The 20151-nt window shown below is 73.9% G+C and carries 20 protein-coding genes; 7 read left to right on the top strand and 13 right to left on the bottom strand.

The window, feature by feature from the left end:
- Positions 1–64: 64 nt before the first annotated feature.
- The gene (locus tag ACIRRS_RS24020) at positions 65–1249 is read left to right on the top strand and encodes an XdhC family protein (RefSeq protein ID WP_402974211.1); all 1185 of its coding nucleotides are present in this window, start codon (positions 65–67) and stop codon (positions 1247–1249) included.
- A gap of 80 nt (positions 1250–1329) precedes the next feature.
- Positions 1330–1623 (top strand): hypothetical protein, encoded by a 294-nt coding sequence (locus tag ACIRRS_RS24015; RefSeq protein WP_402974208.1) that lies wholly within the window; start codon positions 1330–1332, stop codon positions 1621–1623.
- A gap of 82 nt (positions 1624–1705) precedes the next feature.
- On the opposite strand, the gene ACIRRS_RS24010 is transcribed toward ACIRRS_RS24015, so the two are convergent.
- The 13 genes from ACIRRS_RS24010 to ACIRRS_RS23950 all read right to left on the bottom strand — a co-directional run bounded on the left by ACIRRS_RS24010 (position 1706) and on the right by ACIRRS_RS23950 (position 17077).
- Complete coding sequence (locus ACIRRS_RS24010) at positions 1706–2317, bottom strand: LysE family translocator (protein WP_402974606.1); 612 nt, start codon at positions 2315–2317, stop codon at positions 1706–1708.
- 94 nt (positions 2318–2411) lie between these two features.
- Complete coding sequence (locus ACIRRS_RS24005; protein WP_402974205.1) at positions 2412–3101, bottom strand: hypothetical protein; 690 nt, start codon at positions 3099–3101, stop codon at positions 2412–2414.
- Between the two features lie 98 nt (positions 3102–3199).
- Entirely contained in the window at positions 3200–4921 is a 1722-nt protein-coding gene (locus ACIRRS_RS24000; protein ID WP_402974202.1) for an SDR family oxidoreductase, read from the bottom strand.
- Entirely contained in the window at positions 4918–5799 is an 882-nt protein-coding gene (locus ACIRRS_RS23995) for a M24 family metallopeptidase (RefSeq protein WP_402974199.1), read from the bottom strand. The genes ACIRRS_RS24000 and ACIRRS_RS23995 overlap by 4 nt, the downstream gene beginning before the upstream one ends.
- Before the next feature lie 12 nt (positions 5800–5811).
- Positions 5812–6900, bottom strand: a complete 1089-nt coding sequence (locus ACIRRS_RS23990) for a PDR/VanB family oxidoreductase (protein WP_402974196.1) — start codon at positions 6898–6900, stop codon at positions 5812–5814.
- Between the two features lie 219 nt (positions 6901–7119).
- Entirely contained in the window at positions 7120–8034 is a 915-nt protein-coding gene (locus ACIRRS_RS23985; RefSeq protein WP_402974193.1) for a metal-dependent hydrolase, read from the bottom strand.
- Between the two features lie 241 nt (positions 8035–8275).
- Complete coding sequence (locus ACIRRS_RS23980; protein ID WP_402974190.1) at positions 8276–9055, bottom strand: IclR family transcriptional regulator; 780 nt, start codon at positions 9053–9055, stop codon at positions 8276–8278.
- Positions 9056–9331: 276 nt separating this feature from the next.
- Positions 9332–10792 (bottom strand): catalase, encoded by a 1461-nt coding sequence (locus tag ACIRRS_RS23975; protein ID WP_402974187.1) that lies wholly within the window; start codon positions 10790–10792, stop codon positions 9332–9334.
- Positions 10793–10875: 83 nt separating this feature from the next.
- Entirely contained in the window at positions 10876–12108 is a 1233-nt protein-coding gene (gene alc / locus ACIRRS_RS23970) for an allantoicase (RefSeq protein WP_402974184.1), read from the bottom strand.
- Positions 12109–12135: 27 nt separating this feature from the next.
- Positions 12136–13518, bottom strand: a complete 1383-nt coding sequence (gene allB, locus ACIRRS_RS23965) for an allantoinase AllB (RefSeq protein ID WP_402974603.1) — start codon at positions 13516–13518, stop codon at positions 12136–12138.
- A 226-nt stretch (positions 13519–13744) separates the two neighbouring features.
- On the bottom strand, positions 13745–14887 hold the full coding sequence (locus ACIRRS_RS23960; RefSeq protein WP_402974182.1) for a glycerate kinase: 1143 nt from the start codon (positions 14885–14887) through the stop codon (positions 13745–13747).
- Positions 14888–15248: 361 nt separating this feature from the next.
- On the bottom strand, positions 15249–16136 hold the full coding sequence (locus tag ACIRRS_RS23955) for a 2-hydroxy-3-oxopropionate reductase (RefSeq protein WP_402974179.1): 888 nt from the start codon (positions 16134–16136) through the stop codon (positions 15249–15251).
- A 104-nt stretch (positions 16137–16240) separates the two neighbouring features.
- Positions 16241–17077, bottom strand: a complete 837-nt coding sequence (locus ACIRRS_RS23950) for a hydroxypyruvate isomerase family protein (RefSeq protein WP_402974176.1) — start codon at positions 17075–17077, stop codon at positions 16241–16243.
- A gap of 224 nt (positions 17078–17301) precedes the next feature.
- On the opposite strand from ACIRRS_RS23950, the gene ACIRRS_RS23945 reads away from it, so the two are divergent.
- The 5 genes from ACIRRS_RS23945 to pucL all read left to right on the top strand — a co-directional run bounded on the left by ACIRRS_RS23945 (position 17302) and on the right by pucL (position 20072).
- Positions 17302–17556, top strand: coding sequence for a thiamine-binding protein (locus tag ACIRRS_RS23945; RefSeq protein WP_402974173.1), 255 nt, complete (start codon positions 17302–17304; stop codon positions 17554–17556).
- On the top strand, positions 17553–17936 hold the full coding sequence (locus tag ACIRRS_RS23940; protein WP_402974170.1) for a helix-turn-helix domain-containing protein: 384 nt from the start codon (positions 17553–17555) through the stop codon (positions 17934–17936). The genes ACIRRS_RS23945 and ACIRRS_RS23940 overlap by 4 nt, the downstream gene beginning before the upstream one ends.
- A gap of 239 nt (positions 17937–18175) precedes the next feature.
- Positions 18176–18685, top strand: a complete 510-nt coding sequence (gene uraD / locus ACIRRS_RS23935; RefSeq protein ID WP_402974167.1) for a 2-oxo-4-hydroxy-4-carboxy-5-ureidoimidazoline decarboxylase — start codon at positions 18176–18178, stop codon at positions 18683–18685.
- A gap of 103 nt (positions 18686–18788) precedes the next feature.
- Positions 18789–19124: a hydroxyisourate hydrolase gene (gene uraH / locus ACIRRS_RS23930; RefSeq protein WP_402974164.1), complete on the top strand. Its 336-nt coding sequence runs from the start codon at positions 18789–18791 to the stop codon at positions 19122–19124.
- 27 nt (positions 19125–19151) lie between these two features.
- The gene (pucL, locus tag ACIRRS_RS23925; protein ID WP_402974161.1) at positions 19152–20072 is read left to right on the top strand and encodes a factor-independent urate hydroxylase; all 921 of its coding nucleotides are present in this window, start codon (positions 19152–19154) and stop codon (positions 20070–20072) included.
- Positions 20073–20151 lie beyond the last annotated feature (79 nt).

Raw genomic sequence — 20151 nt, 5'->3', positions numbered from 1 at the left:
GGATCGTTTCCCGTACGGCGGCGCCCCCGCTACTGTCGACATTGTGTGAGGAGAGCGGTACGCCATGCAGGACATCGCCGAGCAGGTACGGGCCTGGCACGCGGCCGGGCGGTCCTTCGCCGTGGCCACCGTCGTCGGCGTCTCGGGCAGCGCCCCGCGCGAGCCGGGCGCCGCACTGGCCGTGTCGGCGGACGGCGAGGCGGTCGGCAGCGTCTCCGGCGGGTGCGTGGAGGGCGCCGTGTACGAGCTGTGCCGGGCCGCGATCCTCAGCGGCGAGCCCGTGCTGGAGCGCTTCGGGTACAGCGACGAGGACGCCTTCGCCGTCGGGCTGACCTGCGGCGGGGTGCTGGACGTGTTCGTCCAGCCCGTCGTCCCCGGCGCCGACGCCGGAATGGACGCGGGCCTGGAGCTCCTCGCCGACGGCGCCCCCGTGGCCCTCGCCCGGGTCGTCGACGGGCCCGGCGACCTCCTCGGCGCCACCCTCGCCGTCACCGCCGGCGGGCACCGCGGGACGCTGGCCGCCGGGCCGTCCACCACCGGCGCGCTGGAGCGGGCGATCGCCGCCGAGGCGCGGGCCATGCTGGACGCCGGGCGCACCGGGCAGGTCGTCCTCGGCCTGGACGGGCGGCCCTGCGACGAGCGGGGGCTGGGCACCGTCACCTGGTTCGTCGAGTCCTGCGTGCCCGCGCCCAGGATGCTCGTCTTCGGGGCGATCGACTTCGCCGCCTCCGTCGCCCGGATCGGCCGCTTCCTCGGCTACCGCGTCACCGTCTGCGACGCCCGTCCCGTCTTCGCGACGAAGCGGCGCTTCCCGGAGGCGGACGAGGTGGTCGTCGACTGGCCGCACCGCTACCTGGACTCCCAGCGCGGCCGGATCGACGGACGCACCGTGGTGTGCGTGCTCACCCACGACGCCAAGTTCGACGTGCCGCTGCTGGAGCGGGCACTGCGGCTGCCCCTCGGCTACGTCGGCGCGATGGGCTCGCGGCGCACCCACCGGGAGCGGCTGGCGAAGCTGCGCGAGGCGGGGCTGGGCGAGGCCGAACTGGCGCGGCTGCGCTCGCCGATCGGGCTCGACCTGGGCGCGCGGACCCCGGAGGAGACGGCGGTGTCGGTGGCCGCCGAGATCGTCGCGCACCGGCGCGGCGGCAGCTGCCTGCCGCTGAGTTCCGGCGAGGGGCCGATCCACCACGAGGCGGCCCCGGCCGCTCGTCCCGAGGAGCCGGCGCCCCGGACGCACGCCGCCTGACCGTCACGTTGCGTGGCCGCTCCCGGGGGCGGAGGCTGGAGGTGCGGGCCCGTCCCGGGCCCGGGGAAGGAGCAGGGGTCATGCGTGCCCTGCTGGAGGTCACCCTCGACACCCAGACGTCGAACAAGCTCATCACGGACGGCGCGATCCGCCCGCTCTTCGAACAGATCATGGGCCAACTCAAGCCCGAGGCGGCGTACTTCTTCAACCGCGGCGGGCGCCGCGCCATGGTGCTCGTCACCGACGTGCCGGACGAGGCGGCGCTCGTCGCCACCTGCGAGCCGTTCTGGCTGCAGCTCGGCGCGGAGGTCGACGTGCACCTGTGCATGAACGCCGAGGAGCTCGCGGAGGGGCTGGCCCGGCGCGGGCGGTGAGTTCTCGGCCCCGTACGAGCACGGGCGAGTGCGAGCGCGGGCGGTGGGTTCTCAGTCCAGTGCGAGCGCGGGCAGTGGGTTCTCAGTCCAGTGCGAGCTTCAGGCCGAAGCCGATCACCACGGCGCCGGTCACCCGGTCCATCAGGCGGCGCGCGGACGGCCGCTGCAGCCAGCCGCGCACCGCCTTCGCGAATCCCACCAGGACGGCCGACCAGAGCACGCCCTCGACAACGTGGACGCAGGTCAGCGCCACGCCCGCCGCGAAGTGCGGGGCCCCGGCGGGGATGAACTGCGGGAGCACCGCCACGTAGAAGACGCCGACCTTGGGGTTCAGCAGGTTGGTGAGGGTGCCGCGCCGCCAGCCGTACGCGAAGCCGCCGTCGCACGGCTCCCGCTCCGCCTCGGCCCCGGCGCCCCGGGAGCGCAGCATGCCGACGCCCATCCACACCAGGTAGGCGGCGCCCGCCCAGCGCAGGACCTCGTACGCGAGCTGCGAGGCGGTCAGCAGGGCGGTGACCCCGGCGGAGGTGAGCGTGCCCCAGAGCAGGGTGCCGGTCTGGATGCCGAGGACCACGCCCCAGGCCTGCCGTCGGTGGCCCAGCGCGGAGGTGCGCAGGACGAGTGCGGTGTCCAGGCCGGGCGTGAGCGTGAGGAGCCCCACGACGAGGGCGAAGGACCACAGGGCGGTTGTCATCTCCACGGGGCGCCATCGTAGGCCAGGGACGCCCGGAGGCTTTCGAGGGGGCCCTGGCCTACGCTCTCGCTCTGCTGCTCTGTCGCCGGAGCGGTCAGGCGGCCTGGCAGCTGCGCTGCCAGTTCCAGCCGAGGAAGGTGTGGCGCAGCTGCACGTCGAAGGTGCAGCTGTAGGTGAGGTCGGGGTTGAGGGTCAGGTACGTGTGGTGGGTGTTGTCGTACCAGTCGCCGGTGGTGTCGAAGATGCCCTTGTAGGAGAAGTCGGCGTGGGCCTGGGAGTTCACCACGGCGCAGTCGGTGGTGCAGTCGTCGCTGTTGGTGGCGGACTTGACCGACCAGCCGGCGTCCCAGGGCTCGCGGTTGAAGCCCTGGGTGGCGGTCGTGGCGGCGCTGCTGATCCGGCCGTCGGCGGCGGTCCAGGTGGAGGTGGTGTAGAGGCCGCTCATGCGGATGTTGCAGCAGTCGTACATCTCGTTGGCGCTGGTGACCTTGCGGCTGCCGGCGGCGGCGGTCGCGGCCAGGGTCTTGAACGTCTTCGGGGCGGCGGCCGGGGCATAGACGACGGGGCCCTCGTGGACGGCGCAGTCCTCGCCAATGGTGACGCTCTGCCGCACGGTCTGGCCCGCGGGCGGCACCGGGAGGCTGCCGGTGAGCGTCACCGCTCCGCAGTCCCGGGCGCCCGGGGTGCCGGCCGCCTGGGCCCCGGGGGCCGCGACGGCCGCCGGGGCGGTCGCCAGGAGCAGGCCGGACACACCGAGCACGACCGATGCCAGACGCTTGTTCACTGTTCTCTGTTCCCCTCGTCGGTTACCTGCCGGTAGAGCGTACGGGTGGGGCCCGTGTGCTCCGAGGGGTTTGGCAGCTTCCTGCAACCGCTCGTCGCTCAGGTGACGTTGAGGCGGGCGGCGAGGCGCAGCAGGCCGGGGCTGAGGCGGCTCAGGAAGCGGGCGGCCTTGGCCTCGGGGGTGACGGGCACGACCGGCCTGCCGGTGCGCACGGCCTTCACCACGGCGGCGGCGACCTTCTCCGGCGGGAAGCCGCGCCGGGCGTACAGCCTCGCGGCGCGGGCCTGCTTGGCGGCCTGCTCGGTGGCGGTGGTGGCGGAGAAGGTGGAGGTGCGGGTGATGTTGGTGTTGACGATGCCGGGGCAGATGGTGGAGACGCCGATGCCGTGCTCCACGAACTCCGCGCGCAGGCAGTCGGAGAGCATGAAGACGGCGGCCTTGCTGGTGGCGTAGGCGGTGAGGGCCTTGGAGGGCAGGTAGGCGGCGGCCGAGGAGACGTTGACGAGGTGGCCGCCCCGGCCGCGTTCGGCCATCAGGGCGCCGAAGGCGCGGCAGCCGTGGATGACGCCCCACAGGTTGACGTCCAGGACGCGCTGCCACTCCTTCTCGGTGGTCTGCAGGAAGGTGCCGGAGTGGCCGATGCCCGCGTTGTTGACCATCACGTCGGGCACGCCGTGCTCGGCGGCGACCGCCTCGGCGAAGGCGTCCATGGCGGCGCCGTCGGAGACGTCCACCCGGTAGGCGTGGGCCTTCGGGCCGATCAGGGAGGCGAGTTCGGCGGTGCGCTCGGCGGCCGGGAGGTCGAGGTCGCAGACGACGACCCGGGCGCCCTCCTCGGCGAAGGCGAGCGCGGTGGCCCGTCCGATGCCGCTGCCGCCGCCGGTGACGACGACCAGGCGGCCCTCCCGCTCACTCGAACTCCCCCGGTCCGTACGGGCGGTGAACTCGCGGACCATGGCGGCCACGGTGGCTCCCTTCTCCAGCAGCGCCGACCAGTGGCCGGCGTGCAGCGTGCGTCGCGTCAGGTTCGGGACCCAGCGCTCCAGCCCCTCGGAGAGGAAGGGCGCGACGTAGCGGTCCCGGGTGAGGGTGATCAGCTGGACGGGCACCTCGGTGGGCCGATCCCGCGGACTGCCCAGCACGGGGCGGAAGTTGGCGCGGTACAGCTCGATGCCGCGCACGGCGTCGCGGCGCAGGGTGGGCTGCGGGTGGCCGGCGCGCGGGGTGACGTGCTCCAGGTCGCGCAGCACCCGGGGCCAGGCGCGGGCCAGGCCCAGGCGCCAGACGCCGGGGGCGAGGTAGGGCAGGTGGAAGGCGGTGATGTACCAGGAGTGCAGGCCCTGGTGCAGGAGTTGGCGCAGGTGGCGGGGGGTGGGGCGGCGCAGGCGGTGGCGCAGCCAGTGGCCCATGTGGTCGAGGCTGGGGCCGGACACGGTGGTGTAGGAGGCAATGCGGTTCTCGGCGCCGGGGGCGGTGACGGCCTCCCAGGACTGGATGGAGCCCCAGTCGTGGGCGAGCAGGTGCACCGGGCGGTCGGGGCTGACGACGTCGGCGACGGCGAACAGGTCGTCGGCGAGGTGCTCCAGGCGGTAGCCGTCGCGGTCGGCGGGGGCGGCGGACTCGCCGGCGCCCCGGACGTCGTAGCGCACGACGTGGTGGGTGCGGGCGAGGTCGTCGGCGACGGCGTCCCAGACGGCGTGGGTGTCGGGGTAGCCGTGGACGAGCAGGACGGTGGGGGCGTCGGGGTCGCCCTGTTCGAAGACGGCCAGGGGCAGGCCGCCGGAGTGGACGGTCCGGCGGTGGACGGGGGCGCTGCTCATCGGGCGGGCTCCTCGGCGGTCGTGGGGGCGGCGGTCGCGGTGGCCGCGGTCGTCCAGCGGCGGACGTGCGGGAGGTCGTCGTCGAGCCAGTAGGCGTCGTCCTCAGTGACCACCAGCAGTTCCTCGAACTTGATGCCCACGCCCCGGAACCCGATGTGCGGCTCGACCGCCCACAGGCCCGGGGTGGGGGCGTGCCGGGAGGAGCGGCCGTCCGCCCACAGCGGTGAACGGCCGTGCAGGCGCTCGGAGATGAGCTCGCGGCCGAGGGTCTGGAGGGTGCGCACGCCGAAGCCGAAGACGTTCACCCCGGCCGGGCCCCGGGCGGTGTTGCGGGTGACCTGGTGGCCGATCACCCGGCCCGGGTAGACCTGGTGGCGGTTGTCGTAGCCGTGGGCGGCGATCTGCGCGTCGACGGCGGCGTACACCTCGCTGAGGGGCTTGCGGGCGCGGACCTCGGCGAGGATCAGCGCGCGGTAGACCTCCAGGTCGGCGGCGAGGCGGTCCCAGACGCGGTTCTCGCCGACCTTGCCGCCGTAGCCGATGTCGGCGGTGTAGCCGTCCACGACCGGGGCGCAGTCCAGGACGTACGGCATGCCCTCCTCCAGGCGGCGGTTGCCGGCGAAGAACTGCAGCGGGGTGTGGAAGTGCCGGAACGCCGTGCGGTCGCCGAACCAGGCGAAGGGGACGTGGAAGAAGTCCTGCACCCCGGCGCCGACCAGGCGGCGGCGCAGCTCGGCGGTGGCCTGGCGCTCGGTGACGCCGGGCTCGATCCAGGCGGCGACCTGTTCGGCGCAGTGGTAGGCGAGCTGCTGGGTCTCGCGGAAGCGGGCGAGGTCGCGCTCGGTGTAGCGGAAGGGCGGGGTCGTCGCTGTCGCCACGGGGGCTCCTTGTCAGAGGTCGAGGACGAGGGTCTCGCCCTCGGCGGCCCGGGAGACGCAGGGCAGCAGGGCGCCGGCCTCGCGCCGGTCGGGGGTGAGGCGGCGGTCGCGGTGCTCGGGGGTGCCGGCCAGGACGCGGACCTCGCAGGTGCCGCAGAAGCCCTGGTGGCAGGAGTACGGGAGGTCGGGGCGCCGCTCGCGCAGCACGTCCAGGGCGGAGCGGTCGGCGGGGACGTCGAGGGTCGGGCCGTCCGTGCCGAGGCGGACGGCGAAGGGGGCGCCGTCGGTGACGGGGGCGGCGCCGAAGCGCTCGAAGTGCAGGGAGGCGGCCGGGGATTCGTCCAGGGCGGCCTGGACGGCGGCGAGCATCGGGGCCGGGCCGCAGCAGTAGACGGCGGCGCCGCGCGGGGCGTGGGCGAGCAGCTCGGCGCCGGTGGGGACGCCGCCGTGCTCGTCGTCGGTGCGCCGGACGACGCGGCCGGGGTCGAGGGCGCGCAGCTCCTGCGCGTACGGGAGGGTGTCGGCGCTGCGGCCGACGTGGACGAGGCGCCAGTCCAGGCCGTGGCGCTGCGCCTCGCGGGCCATGGGGAGCAGCGGAGTGACGCCGATGCCGCCGGCGAGGAGGAGCACGGCGGGCTCGGCGCAGAAGGCGAAGCCGTTGCGCGGGCGGCGGGCGGTGATCCGGGTGCCGGGGTGGAGGGCGTCGTGGACCTCGACGGAGCCTCCGCCTCCGCCGGGCAGGCGGCGTACGGCGATGCGGTAGGCGGCGCGGTCGGCCGGGTCGCCGCTGAGGGAGTAGTGGCGCTCGCGGCCGGAGGGCAGGGCCAGGCGCAGGTGGGCGCCGGGCTGCCAGTGCGGCAGGGGGCCGCCGGAGGGGTCGGCGAGGGTGAGCTCGACGACGTCGGCGGCGAGGGCGCGGCGGGCGGTGACGACGAGCTGCAGCGGCGGGACGGGGCGGCTGTACGGGCGGCGCGGGCTGCGGCGCAGGAGGGGCGAGCCGAGGGCGGGGCTGTAGCGGTCGGCGAAGGCGGTGAGCCGGCGCATGAAGGTGTCGGCGCGGGGGCGGCCGTAGAGGTCGGGGGGCGGGGTGAGCAGGTCCATCCGGGAGGGTCCTTGGGGTGGGGGTCGGGTGACAGGTTTCAGCGGACGGATGTCAGATGTCAGGTGACAGATGTCAGATAACAGATGACAGCGAACAGATTTCGTTCGGTGACATCTGTTCGCTGTTATCTGTCGTCTGAAATCTGTTATCTGTTATCTGTTCGCTGACTTCTGTTCGCTGTTCGCTGTTCGCCGTCGGCCGTGCGCCGTCGTCGTCCGTCAGCGCCCGGCGGCCGCGCGGGCCGCCGGGGAGGTGGCGAGGTAGCCGATGGCCTGGCTGGAGGACCCCTCCTGGGTGGGGTGGTAGCCGGGGCGCAGGTAGCGCAGCCCGGAGCGCACGGAGCGGACCGGGTCGGGCAGCAGGCCGCGGCGGGCGATCCGGCCGGCCTCGCGCCAGGTCGGCCTGAGGCGGCCGTGCAGGCTCGGGTCGGCGGCGAGCAGGAAGCGGGCGCCGCGCACCCACAGGTGGACGAGCAGCGGGCCGGAGACGAGCATGCCCCGCACCCGGCGCAGGTAGCCCGGGTCGAGGTGGACCAGCAGGTCGAAGGCGACGCTGCGGTGCTCGACCTCCTCGGCGCCGTGCCAGCGCAGCAGGTCGAGCATCGTCGGGTCGGCCTCCGCCCGGTCCAGGCCGGGCGAGTTGAGCGCCCAGTCGCCGAGGAAGGCGGTGAAGTGCTCGATGGCCGCGATGAAGGCGACCCGCTCGATGACGTTCTCGCGCCGCCGCCGGGGCGACAGTTCGGGCTTGTCCCCCAGGACGCGCCGGAACAGCCACGACACCTGGCGGACGTACGGCCGGGGGTCGAGCCCCTGCCCGAGCATGTGGTCCAGGACCTCCTGGTGCGCCTCGGCGTGGATCGCCTCCTGGCCGATGAAGCCGAGCACCTCCTCGCGCAGCCCCTCGTCCCGGATGAGCGGCAGCGCCTCCTTGAACACCTTGACGAACCAGCGCTCGCCCTCGGGCAGCAGCAGGTGCAGCACGTTGATGACGTGGGTGGCCATCGGCTCGTCCGGGATCCAGTGCAGCGGCAGCTGGGCCCAGTCGAAGCGGACGTCCCGGGGTTCGAGCACGAGACTGTCGTGCACGCGCGCGGCGGGGGCGGCGAGGGCGGGGACGGGTGTGGTGCGGGGCATGGAGGGCCCTCCTGACCTGGGGGCGGCGGCTCGACTCAGGGCAACGTACTCGCGGGTAGCTCCGGGGACAAGGGTTTCGACCACCCTTATCGACATCGAGTCTAATAAGTGATCGGGCCTCCGGTGACCACTGATCGGAAACGAACGCCCCGCGAACACGAACGGGCTCCACCGGACGCGAAACGTCCAGCAGAGCCCGTCGAACGGTCGTCAAACGGTCGTCGAAGCCGTGTCAGCCGCGTCAGACCGCCATCGCCAGCATCAGCGGCGCCGCCCGGGCCGCCAGCAGCTCGGCGGCGGCCTTGAGCTTGTGCAGGTTGTCCACCGGCATCGAGGTGGCCAGGCAGCCGACCGTGCTGCCCGCCGTGATCGGCACGGCCGCGCACACCGTGCCCAGCGCGTACTCCTGGAGGTCCAGCACCGGCACGGTGGCCGGCTGCCGCTCCAGGCGGTGCATCAGCTGGTCGGTGTCGGTGACGGTGCGGGAGGTGAGCCGGGCGACGGGGTGGCGCGAGAGGTGGTCGCGCAGGGCGTCGGCGTCGAGCTGCCCAAGCAGGCACTTGCCGATCGCGCTCGCGTGCGCGGTGGCCCTGAAGTCCACCCACTCCTGCACCGCCGGGGCGTGGTCGGCGGCCGAGACGGCCTCCACCGACAACTCCCCGTCGTGGTACCGGCTGAAGTAGACGGCCGCGCCCAACTCGTCGCGCAGCTCCGCGAGTTTGCGGTTCAGCCGGGCCTTGACCAGCTGTTCCCGGTTGTGCTGCCCCAGCAGCGCGAAGGTGCCGCCGAGCACCCAGCCGCCGTCCTGGCACTGGAGGTAGCCCTCGATCTCCAGCAGTTCGGCGAGGCGGCGCACAGTGGGCAGGCCGAGCGAGGTCTCCCGGGCGAGGGCGACCAGCGTCGCGCCGTCCGGGTGCCGGTCGACCGCCTCCAGCAGTCTGAGGGCGTACCGCAGGGAGGTGAACGGGCCGCCGAGGCCCTGGTCCGGCGCGGCGTGACGACCCGGGGCTGGTGTCGACATGTCGTCCCCTTCCGATGTCCCCCACGGAGCGCCCGCGGGCATCCTCCAGCCTATCGAGCGCGGCGGCCCGGCAACCGCCGTCCGTGAATATCCGTGAACATTCCGTGCAGCCGCGCCCGAGCCCCGAGAATGCCCCGGCGCACTCCGGGGCATCCGGGCGTACCGCGGCGGGCCCCTCCCCCACTGCCATGGGAGGAGGGGCCCGTCGGCGGCCGCCGGTGGCGCGGGGACCGGCGGCCGCCCGGGGTGGGGGCCCGTCGGGCGGGTGGGCGGGCCTCAGCCCTCGTCGCCCGCCCGCAGGTCGGCGACGGCGGCCGCCAGGCGGGCGCCGTACTCCTCGTCGGCGGCGCGGAAGTGCGCGAGGTTGCGCTCCACGATGTCGTCGCGGGAGACCTGCCCGAGGAAGCCCGCGATGTTGCCGATGAGCCGGGCCCTCTCGCCCTCGGACATCAGCCGGTACAGCTCGCCGGCCTGGAAGAAGTCGTCGTCCTTGGTGTGCGCCGGCGTGACCGAGGTGCCGGTGTGGCCCTCCACCCTGACCGGGGCGGCCAGCGGGGCGTCCGTCTGCGTCGGCCCGTCGAAGGAGTTGGGCTCGTAGTTCTTCGCCCGGCCGCCCGTGTTGAGCGCGGCCAGGCCGTCCCGGCCGTAGGTGTGCGCCTCGGTGGCGCGCGGGGCGTTCACCGGCAGCTGGGTGTGGTTGACGCCGAGGCGGTAGCGCTGGGCGTCGGCGTAGGCGAACAGCCGGCCCTGGAGCATCTTGTCCGGGGAGGGGCCGATGCCGGGCACGAAGTTGTTCGGCGAGAAGGCGGCCTGCTCGACCTCGGCGAAGACGTTCTCCGGGTTGCGGTTGAGCACCAGGCGGCCGACCTTGACCAGCGGGTAGTCGGCGTGCGGCCACACCTTGGTGAGGTCGAAGGGGTTGAAGCGGTAGTCCGCGGCCTCCGCGACGGGCATCAGCTGGACGTACAGCGTCCAGGACGGGAACACCCCGCGCTCGATGGCCTGGTGGAGGTCGCGCTGGTGGGAGTCGGCGTCGGCGCCGACGACCTCGGCGGCCTGGCCGCCGTCGAGGCTGCGCACGCCCTGGTTGGTCTTGAAGTGGTACTTCACCCAGTACGCCTCGCCCTCGGCGTTGACCCACTGGTAGGTGTGCGAGCCGTAGCCGTTCATGTGGCGGTACGAGGCGGGGATGCCGCGGTCGCCGAAGAGCCAGGTGATCTGGTGGGTCGAGGCGGGCGAGTGGGCCCAGAAGTCCCAGACGTTGTCCGCCTCCTGGACGCCGGTGTACGGGTCGCGCTTCTGCGAGTGGATGAAGTCGGGGAACTTCACCGGGTCCTTGATGAAGAACACCGGGGTGTTGTTGCCGACGAGGTCGTAATTGCCCTCCTCCGTGTAGAACTTGACGGCGAAGCCGCGCGGGTCGCGCACCGCGTCGCTGGCGCCGAGGTTGCCGGCCACGGTGGAGAAGCGCAGGAACACCTCGGTGCGCTTGCCGACCCCGGCGAGGAAGGCCGCGCGGGTGTACGCCGACACCTCGTCGGTGACCTCGAAGTAGCCGTACGCGCCGGAGCCGCGGGCGTGCACGACGCGCTCCGGGATGCGCTCGCGGTTGAACCGGGCCAGCTTCTCCAGGAGTTGCTGGTCCTGGAGGAGCAGCGGGCCGTGCTCTCCGGCGGAGGCCGAGTTCTGGTTGTCGGCGATCGGGGCGCCGGACTCCGTGGTCAGGGTCTTGGGCATGGAGGGTCCTTCGGGTGTCGACAAAGGGTGGTACGGGGAAGCGGAATTGACGACTCGTCAATTCATCGCCGGGAAACGGTGGTTCAGAGGCCGAGCAGGGAGGCGGTGGCCTCGCGGGAGCCCGGGGCCAGGTCGGCGAGGGCCCGCGCGGCGGCGTCCCCGCCCCGCGCCAGCGGGCGGGCGGCGGTGAGCGCCGCTGCCTCCTGGCCGCTCAGGCCCACCGCGGTGAGGGCGTCGGCGGCCTCGACGGCCGGCAGGGCGTCGAACCAGCGCAGCGCCAGCGCCGTGCGGCCGGCGGCGGTCAGGCGGCCGGTGAGCCGCAGCCGCGCCAGCCCGCCGTCCGGGTGGACGTTGATCCGCACGTGGGTGACCGGACGGCCGCCGGGCAGCCGGAAGCGGTGCCGGGTGTCGGGCTGCAGGCGGGTGCGGGGCAGCAGTTCGAACCAGTCGCCCTCGGACGGGTCCTGCCCCGCCGAGGCGTCGAAGCCGATCAGGTCGGCCCAGCCGGGGGCATTGGCGACAAAGTGGGACGTGTCCACCTCGGCGGCCAGGACCTCACCGCCCCCGGCCAGGGCGATCTGCACCCAGTCGTTGGCCTTGTCGCGCCGACGACGGGTCTCCCAGCCCTCGCCCATGACGGAGGCGCGGCCGGGAGCGTTCAGGTTGTGCGGGGAGGAGAAGTAGCGGTCGGAGGCGGCCTCGGCGACGCCGCCGTGCTCCTGGGCGGCCAGGTCGAAGGTGAGGCCGTCCAGTTCCCGCGGGTCGGGCAGCACCTCGCCGTGCACCCGCAGCCGGGCGACGCCACCGTCCGGGTAGATGCTCAGCCGCACGTGGGTGTAGCGGGTGTCGTCGGCCACGGCGAACTCGTGGGCGGTGTCCCCGCGCAGCGGGGTGCGCGGCACCAGGACCGTCCAGTCGGCGGCCCGCGCCTCCTCGGGCGAGGGGTGGCCGGGTACGGAGGCGGCCTCGACGACGGTGCTCTCGGGGTAGTTGCCGGTGAAGTGCGCGGTGTCGACGATCACCCCGCGGATCACCCCGGCGGCGCCGAGCCGCACGATCGTCCAGTCGTGGTCCTCGTCGGTGGGGTGCGGCTGCTCGGCGGAGGCGCCGCGGCGGCGCTTGGACTCCCAGCCGTCCATGATCTGGCCCTTGTGGCCGAAGGTGTGCGGGCGGAACTCGGCGGGCTTGGCGACCAGCAGGTTCTCGGCGTCCGCGAAGGTGTCCTCGTTGGTGGCGACGACGCCCGCTCCGAGCAGTCGGGAGGCCAGGTTGACCAGCTCGGTGAACGGAGCGCTCGGGGTGTCGGCAGTACTCACGGAACTCACGGAACTCACTGACTCTCCTCAGAAGTCTTGACGGTCACGGGGGTTGGCGGGGCGGACGATCAGCCGCCCGAAGGGCTCGGCGCCGGTGTCCACGGCCCGGCCGCGCAGCCAGGTGGCGCGCACGGCGCCGCTCAACTGCCGCCCGGCGTACGGGGTCACGGGGTTGCGGTGGTGCAACGCGTGGGCCTGGACGGCGAATTCGGCCTCGGGGTCGAAGGCGACCAGGTCGGCGTCGCGGCCCACGGCGATGGCGCCCTTGCTCGCGGACAGGCCCGCGAGTTCCGCCGGTCCGGCGGACATCCAGCGCACGACGTCGGCCAGGGCGTGGCCCCGTCGGCGGGCCTCCGTCCAGACGGCCGGCAGGCCCAGCTGCAGGGAGGCGATGCCGCCCCAGGCGGCGGCAAAGTCGCCGCTGCCGCCGTACTCGGGCAGCAGCTTGAGGTCGGGGGTGGAGGGCGAGTGGTCGGAGACGACGGCGGCGAACTCCCCGTCGGCCAGGGCCTGCCAGAGCGCGTCGCGGTTGGCCTCGTCGCGGATCGGCGGGCAGCACTTGAAGGCGGTGTCGCCGTCCGGGACCTGCTCGGCGGCCAGGGTCAGGTAGTGCGGACAGGTCTCGGCGCTCACCCGCACGCCCTCCTCCCGGGCCCGGCGCAGCAGGGGCAGCACGGCGGCGGAGGAGACGTGCAGGACGTGCACCCGGGCGCCGGTGCGCCGGGCCGCCTCCAGCAGGCGGGAGACGGCGGCGGTCTCCGCACCGTCGGGGCGGGAGGCGAGGAAGTCCCGGTAGCGGGCGCCGGGTTGCTGCGGGGCGGCGGCGAGCACGGCCGGGTCCTCGGCGTGGATGATCGCCAGCGCCCCGATCCTGGCCTGCTCGGCGAGCGCCGCCCGAAGGTCGGCTGCCTCGACGTGCGGGAACTCGTCGACGCCGGAGGGGGCGAGGAAGCTCTTGAAGCCGAACACGCCCTCCCGGTGCAGGGGTTCGAGGTCGGCGGCGTTGCCGGGGATCGCCCCGCCCCAGAAGCCGAGGTCGACCCAGCTGCGGCCCTCGGCGGCCTTGCGCTTGAGCTGGAGCGCCTCGACGGTGACGGTGGGCGGGATCGAGTTGAGCGGCATGTCGACGATGGTGGTGACGCCCCCGGCGGCGGCGGCGCGGGTGGCGGTGGCGAAGCCCTCCCACTCGGTGCGGCCGGGCTCGTTGACGTGCACGTGGGTGTCGACGAGGCCGGGCAGCAGGGCGGTGGCGCCGAGGTCGGCGAGCTGCTCGGGGCGGTCCACGGGCAGGGTGCCGTGGCCGGCGATCCGGGCGATCCGGCCGTCCCGGACCAGGACGTCCGCGGGTCGCTCGCCCTCGGGCAGGACCACCCGGCGGGAGCGGATCACCACGGGCCAACTGACGGGCATGGGGGCCTCCGAGACCAGGGCGGGGGTGGGTACGGGCACGCCGAACAGCGCCGGGTGACACGGCCGGTGGGGCCGTCACGGGCGTTCGGAGCGGGGCGTGGTGCAGGGCGCGGCGCAGGGGCGGGAACAGGGCGGTAACGGGGGTGCAGCCGAAGGATTGCCGGGAGCCTAGGCCCGCCTTCAACAAAACGTCAATGGAGGAACGTACGAGGGTCCACGCAGGGGCTCAGCCCGTGAGCAGCTCCGCCGCCAGCCGCTCCCCCGCCGTCTCGGCGAGCTCGGCGGCCCTGGTCAGGCTGTCCCCCGGCTGCTCGGCCAGGTCGGTCAGGGCGATCGCGGCGGCGAAGCCCGCCGCGCGCCACTCGGCCTCGGACAGCTCCAGCCGCCCCGCCACCGCCGCCACGGGGACGCGCGCCCGGGCGGCCGCGGCTGCGACCCCGGCGGGGGCCTTGCCGTGCAGCGTCTGGGCGTCCAGACAGCCCTCGCCGGTGACGACGAGACGGGCGCCGCGCACGGCCTCCTCGAAGCCCAGCAGGTCGAGCAGCAGGTCGATGCCGGGGCGCATCACGGCGCCGAGCAGGGCGAGGGCTCCGAAGCCCACCCCGCCCGCGGCCCCGGCGCCGGGGGCCTCGCGCACGTCCCGTCCGGTCAGGGCGGCGACCTCGTCGGCGAGGCGCGTCAGGCCCTCCTCCAGGACGGCCAGGTCCCCCGCCTCGGCGCCCTTCTGCGGGCCGTAGACGGCGGCGGCGCCGCGCGGGCCGAGCAGCGGGTTGTCCACGTCGCAGGCGACGACGACCTCCACGCCCGCGAGCGCGGCGGCCAGGTGCCCGGGGTCGATCGAGGCGAGGCGGCGCAGCGCGGCGCCGCCGGGCGGGAGTTCGGCGCCCTCGGAGTCGCGCAGCCGGACGCCGAGGGCCTGCAGCATCCCGGCGCCGCCGTCGGTGCCGGCGCTGCCCCCGAGGCCCAGCACGATCCGCTTGGCGCCGTGGGCGAGCGCCCGGGCGATGAGCTGGCCGACGCCGTAGGAGCCGGCGGTGAGCGGGGCGGTGCGGCCCCCGGGGAGCTTGGCGAGGCCGCTGGCCTGGGCCAGTTCGACCACGGCGGTGTCCCCGTGGACGGCGAGCGCCGCGTCCACCGGCAGCCCGGTCGGGCCGGCGACCTTGACGGGGACGCGGGTGAAGCCGGCCGCCAGCGCGGCGGCCAGGGTGCCCTCGCCGCCGTCGGCGACGGGCAGTTCGCGCACCTCGACGCCGGGCGCGGCGCGGCGGATGCCGGCGGCGATCCGGGCGGCGGCCTCGGCGCCGTCCAGGGTGCCCTTGAACTTGTCGGGAGCTACGACCACATGGCCCTGGTGGGGGGTGGCGGGCATGGCGCGGTCCTCACTTCCGTACGGTCTGGCGGGTGGTTCGTCAGTGTGCCCCGGCGGGAGCCGTACGTACAGCACGGCCCCGGGGCGAAGGCCCCCTCCCCGCCGTCTCCCCCGGCCTTCGGCCGGGAGGTACCCCCACCCGTCCCGCTTCCGACGTGTACGGGGGCTCCCCTCGGCGGGGAGGGGGCCGGGCGACGCGCGGGCACGACCGGAGTGCCTCCCAGGGGGTGGTGCGCGTCGCCGGCTGGATCGACCGGCGGGCGGGCGGATGAGCCCCGCCCGGCCGCCGGTCGGCAGGTCCCTCCTGGCGGCGCGGGCACGACCGGATGGGTACACGCCGCCAGGAGGAGTCCGGGGGTTGCTACGCCACGTCGCGGCCGGAGAGCCGCTCGACGCCGCGCAGCAGCGCGGAGTGGTCGAGCGAGCCGTCGCCGTTGGCGCGGGCGGAGGCGACCAGTTGGGCGACCACGGCGCCGACGGGCAGCGCGGCGCCCACGGCGCGGGCGGCGTCGGTGACGATGCCCATGTCCTTGTGGTGCAGGTCGATGCGGAAGCCGGGGGCGAACTCGCGCTTGAGCATGTTGTCCCGCTTGCGGTTGAGGACGGTGGAGCCGGCCAGGCCCCCGCCGAGCACGTCCAGCGCGGCGGCGAGGTCGACCCCGGCGTTCTCCAGGAACACCACGGCCTCGGCGAGCACCTGGATGTTGACGGCGACGATCAGCTGGTTGGCGGCCTTGACGGTCTGCCCGGCGCCGGCGGGGCCGACGTGGACGACGGTGGTGCCCAGCGCGTCGAACAGCGGCTCGGCCTCGGCGAAGTCGGCCGCCCCGCCGCCGACCATGATGGACAGGACGGCCTCGACGGCTCCCGCCTCGCCGCCGGAGACCGGGGCGTCCAGGGTGCGCACGCCCTTCTCCGCGGCGGCCTTGCCGACCTTGATCGAGGTCTGCGGGGTGATCGAGGACATGTCGACCACCAGGGTGCCCGGGCGGACGTTCTCCAGGACGCCGCCCTCGCCGAGGATGACGGCCTCCACGTGCGGGTCGGCCGGGACCATGGTGATGACGACCTCGGCGTCCTTCACAGCGTCCGCGATGCTCGCGGCGCCCCGGCCGCCGGCCGCGACGACGGCCTCGACATTGGCCGGGGAGAGGTCGAATCCGGTCACCTGGTGACCGGCCTTGACGAGGTTGACGGCCATGGGCTTGCCCATGATGCCGAGGCCGACGAAGGCGATCTTGCGGCTCATCGCGGGGTTCCTTAACGAAGTGCGGGCAGGGAGGGCGGGGCGGGCGGGGCTTGCGTGCGGCTGCGGCTGCTCGGCAGTCCGGCCGCTCGGCAGGACGGCCGCGGCTACTTGGCGGCGCGCAGCTCGCGCGGCAGCCAGGCGAAGGGGTCGGCGCCGGCGGGGCGGTACTCCAGGCCGATCGGGCCGGTGTACCCGGCGGCGGAGAGCCGGGCGAAGAGGTCCTCGAAGTCCAGCTCGCCGGTGCCGGGTTCGCCCCGGCCCGGGGTGTCGGCGATCTGGACGTGGCCGATCCGGTCGGCGTACGCGTCGATGACGGCGCCGAGGTCCTCGCCGCCGCGGGCCAGGTGGTACAGGTCGCACAGGAAGCGCGCGTTGCCGAGGCCCGTGGCGGCGTTGACCCTGTCGACCACCTCGACGGCGGCGGCGGAGGTCACCAGCGGGTAGTCGGGGGACTCGACGGCGTTGAGGGCCTCGATCAGCAGGACGGCGCCGATCTCGTGCGCGGCCCTGGCCGCGATCACGAGGTTCTCCAGGGCGAGCGCGTCCTGTTCGGCCGGGTCCGCCCCGGGAGTCCGGTTGCCGTACAGGGCGTTGAGGGCGGTGGCCCCCAGGGAGGCGGCGAGGTCGGCGGCGACGGGGACGTTGGCCCGGAAGCGCTCGCGCTCGGCGGGCAGGGAGACGGTGCCGCGGGCGCCCAGGCTGAGGTCGTCGACGAGGTTCAGGCCGGTGAGCCGTACGCCCGCGTCGGTGAACGCCTTGCGCAGCGCGTCGAGTTCGGCCTGCGCGGGCTGGTGCTCAGCGCCGAAGGGCCACCACAGCTCGGCGGCGGTGAACCCGGCGGCGGCGGCCGCGGCGGGGCGTTCGAGCAGCGGGAGTTCGCCGAACAGGATCGACAGGTTGACCGTGAAGCTGTGCTTGGCGGCGGCCGTCACGTCCTTCACCTCTCACTTCTCTTCCGCCGGGTGCGGCTTCCGCTCCGACGGGCGCGACATCTACAACTTCCACAATGCGGAAGGAGGATTCTGTGTGGTGGAAGCATCGCCGGACGATCGGAGGGGTGTCAAGGCCTCTCGCAACAATTTGTTGAAGCAGCGGGACCGCCCCGCCGCCCACCCGGGACCTGCGGCCCCTGCCCCGCCCCGGCGCCGCTCGCTAGAGTGACCACGTGCGATTGATGGTGGAGTTCACGACAGAACCGTTCGAGCTGGACACGTTCCCGGCGCACGCCGCGAAGGCCCGCGAGGTCGTCGACGCGGCCGGCCTCGACGTCTCGGTCGGCCCCTTCGGGACCGGCGCCGAGGGCGAGGCCGAGCAGGTGCTCGCCGCCGTGTCCCGGCTGCTGCGGGAGACCCTGGACGCCGGGGCGACCCGCATCTCCGTCCAGGTCAGCGTGCTGGACGAGGAGGGCGGTACGGCGTGACCGAGCAGCACGTGGATCACCCGCTCGCCGCGGCCGTCAAGCCGCTGCTGGACGCGGTCGGCGCGACGCCCGTCCCCCTGGACCAGGTGCGGGCCGAGGACGTCGTCCTGGAGTGGGGGGGCGCGCCGGCCATCGCCGTGCGACTGCCGCACCTGAGCAGCGCCCTGGACCGCCTGCTGGCGGAGATGACCCGCCAGTTCGACGGCCGTCCGCTCACCGAGCTGGACCGCCTGGAGAAGCAGCGGGTGGTGGCCCTGCTGGAGGAGCGCGGCGCCTTCACCGTCCGGCACGGCGTCGAAACCGTCGCCACGGCCCTGGGCGTCAGCCGCTTCACCGTGTACAACTACCTCAACCGCCAGGACGGCTCGAAGAGCTCCTGAGCGGCACGAGGCACTCCGGCACGAGGCGCTCCGGCACGAGTGGCCCCGCCGGCCCGGCTCCAGGCTCCCGGCGGGCGCGGATCGGCCGACGGCGGGGCGCACTTGGCGGATCGCACACCAGGGCGCCCCCGGCGGGGCCCGGTTCAAAAAGTAACCACCAACCGTTCAACAAACTGTTGACGGCCGGGTGGGGCCGATCTAGCTTTTCCGGGTGGCACCACTCTTCAGGAGGTCCACCCGTGACCAACCACCCCCACCCCCACTCCCTCGACACCCTGGCCTCGGCCGGCCCCGCCGAGCTGGAGGAGATCCTGCTGGAGGTCTGCTCCAGCCCCCGCTGGGCCGCCGCGGTCGCGGAGGCGAAGCCCTGGTCCGGCCGTGACGCCCTGTTCGCCGCCAACGCGGCGGCCATGGCGCGGCTGACCACCGCCGACCTCCACGACGCGATGGCCGGCCACGCCCGGATCGGCGAGCCCAAGGCGGGCGACGCCGTCTCCGAGCGCGAACAGGCGGGCGTCCAGGGCGTCGACCAGGCCGTCCTCGGCGAACTGCACGCGGCCAACGCCGCCTACGAGGCGAAGTTCGGCCACGTGTTCCTCATCTGCGCGACCGGCCGCACCGCCGCCACCATGCTCGCCGCCCTGCGCGAGCGCCACCCCAACGACCCCGCCACCGAGGCGGAGATCGTCCGGGGCGAGCTGCGCAGGATCAACGACATCCGGCTGGGCCGTCTCCTCGACGCGCCCTGACGCTCCAATCCTGACGGACCGTCAAGAATGTTCTGCGAGCAGCCATCTGCACCATCTGATCTGACGTACCGTCACTTCTGCCATCAGTAAGGTCACTTCACCCATGACTGGCATCTCCACCCACGTGCTCGACACCAGCCTCGGCCGCCCGGCCGAAGGCGTCCCCGTCGAGCTCGCACTGCGCACCGAGGGTGGCTGGAAGGTGCTCGGCACCTCCGCCACGGACTCCGACGGCCGGGTCAAGGACCTCCCGGCCGTGGAGGCGGGCTCGGTCGTCCGGCTGCTCTTCGACACGGGCGCGTACCACGCGCTCCGCTCCCAGGAGCCGCCGTTCTTCCCCGAGGTCTCGATCGTCCTCACGGTCGCGCCCGCGCAGCAGCACTACCACGTGCCCCTGCTGCTCAATCCGTTCGGATACTCGGTCTACCGCGGAAGCTAGACCGACCTGGAACCCTAGGAGCCAGTCATGGCCCACGTGCTCGGACAGAACCAGTACGGCAAGGCGGAGAACCGCATCGTCCGCGTCCAGCGCGACTCCACCCGGCACGAGATCAAGGACCTGAACGTCTCCGTCTCCCTCCAGGGCGATTTCGAGGACGTCCACCTCACCGGGTCGAACGCCAACTGCCTTCCCACCGACACCACCAAGAACACCGTGTACGCCTTCGCCAAGGAGCACGGCATCGAGTCGGCCGAGGCCTTCGGCGTCCTGCTGGCCCGGCACTTCGTGGACGACACCGAGCGCGGCGTCGTCCACGGCGCCCGCATCCGGATCGAGGAGTACGCCTGGGAGCGGATCAGGACGCCCGACAGCTCGGCGCGCTTCATCGGCTCCGAGGAGCTCGGCCACTCCTTCGTCCGCAGCGGGCAGGAGGTCCGCACCACCGAGGTCGTCTACGACGGCGAGCGCGTCCGCGTCGTCTCCGGCCTCAAGGACCTCGTCGTCATGAACTCCACCAACTCGGAGTTCTGGGGCTACATCAAGGACCGCTACACCACCCTCCAGGAGGCGTACGACCGCATCCTCGCCACCCAGGTCACCGCCCGCTGGGCGTACGGATTCACGGGGCGCGACGGCGAGGCCCAGCCCAACTGGAACCGCTCCTACGCCCAGGCCCGGCGCCACCTGCTGGAGGCCTTCGCCGAGACGTACTCCTACTCGCTGCAGCAGACCCTGCACGCGATGGGCACCCGGGTCCTCAACAACCGGCCCGAGGTGGACGAGGTACGCCTCGAACTGCCCAACAAGCACCACTTCCTGGTGGACCTCGAACCCTTCGGGCTCAAGAACGAGAACGAGGTCTACTACGCCGCGGACCGCATGTACGGCCTGATCGAGGGCACCGTGCACCGCGAGGGCGTCACGCCGGTCATCCCGGTCGCCTGACCCGCCCGCGCTCCCCCACCGTGCGTCCGCCGCCCGGAATCGCCGCACCGACCGGCCCCTCGGGCCGGCGCGTGTCCGG

The organism is Kitasatospora sp. NPDC101183, assembly GCF_044767945.1.
In the GTDB taxonomy this organism is placed as follows: Bacteria; Actinomycetota; Actinomycetes; order Streptomycetales; family Streptomycetaceae; genus Kitasatospora.
This window is presented reverse-complemented; position numbering and strand designations above follow the sequence as displayed.

Bases quoted from the DNA above. Each gene is read 5' to 3' on its own strand.
- ACIRRS_RS23980 (WP_402974190.1), bottom strand. From the start codon at position 9,055: ATGTCGACACCAGCCCCGGGTCGTCACGCCGCGCCGGACCAGGGCCTC.
- uraH (WP_402974164.1), top strand. From the start codon at position 18,789: ATGACTGGCATCTCCACCCACGTGCTCGACACCAGCCTCGGCCGCCCG.
- ACIRRS_RS23955 (WP_402974179.1), bottom strand. From the start codon at position 16,136: ATGAGCCGCAAGATCGCCTTCGTCGGCCTCGGCATCATGGGCAAGCCC.
- ACIRRS_RS24020 (WP_402974211.1), top strand. From the start codon at position 65: ATGCAGGACATCGCCGAGCAGGTACGGGCCTGGCACGCGGCCGGGCGG.
- ACIRRS_RS24010 (WP_402974606.1), bottom strand. From the start codon at position 2,317: ATGACAACCGCCCTGTGGTCCTTCGCCCTCGTCGTGGGGCTCCTCACG.
- ACIRRS_RS23985 (WP_402974193.1), bottom strand. From the start codon at position 8,034: ATGCCCCGCACCACACCCGTCCCCGCCCTCGCCGCCCCCGCCGCGCGC.
- ACIRRS_RS23975 (WP_402974187.1), bottom strand. From the start codon at position 10,792: ATGCCCAAGACCCTGACCACGGAGTCCGGCGCCCCGATCGCCGACAAC.
- ACIRRS_RS23990 (WP_402974196.1), bottom strand. From the start codon at position 6,900: ATGGACCTGCTCACCCCGCCCCCCGACCTCTACGGCCGCCCCCGCGCC.
- ACIRRS_RS24015 (WP_402974208.1), top strand. From the start codon at position 1,330: ATGCGTGCCCTGCTGGAGGTCACCCTCGACACCCAGACGTCGAACAAG.
- ACIRRS_RS24000 (WP_402974202.1), bottom strand. From the start codon at position 4,921: ATGAGCAGCGCCCCCGTCCACCGCCGGACCGTCCACTCCGGCGGCCTG.
- allB (WP_402974603.1), bottom strand. From the start codon at position 13,518: ATGCCCGTCAGTTGGCCCGTGGTGATCCGCTCCCGCCGGGTGGTCCTG.
- pucL (WP_402974161.1), top strand. From the start codon at position 19,152: ATGGCCCACGTGCTCGGACAGAACCAGTACGGCAAGGCGGAGAACCGC.
- ACIRRS_RS23960 (WP_402974182.1), bottom strand. From the start codon at position 14,887: ATGCCCGCCACCCCCCACCAGGGCCATGTGGTCGTAGCTCCCGACAAG.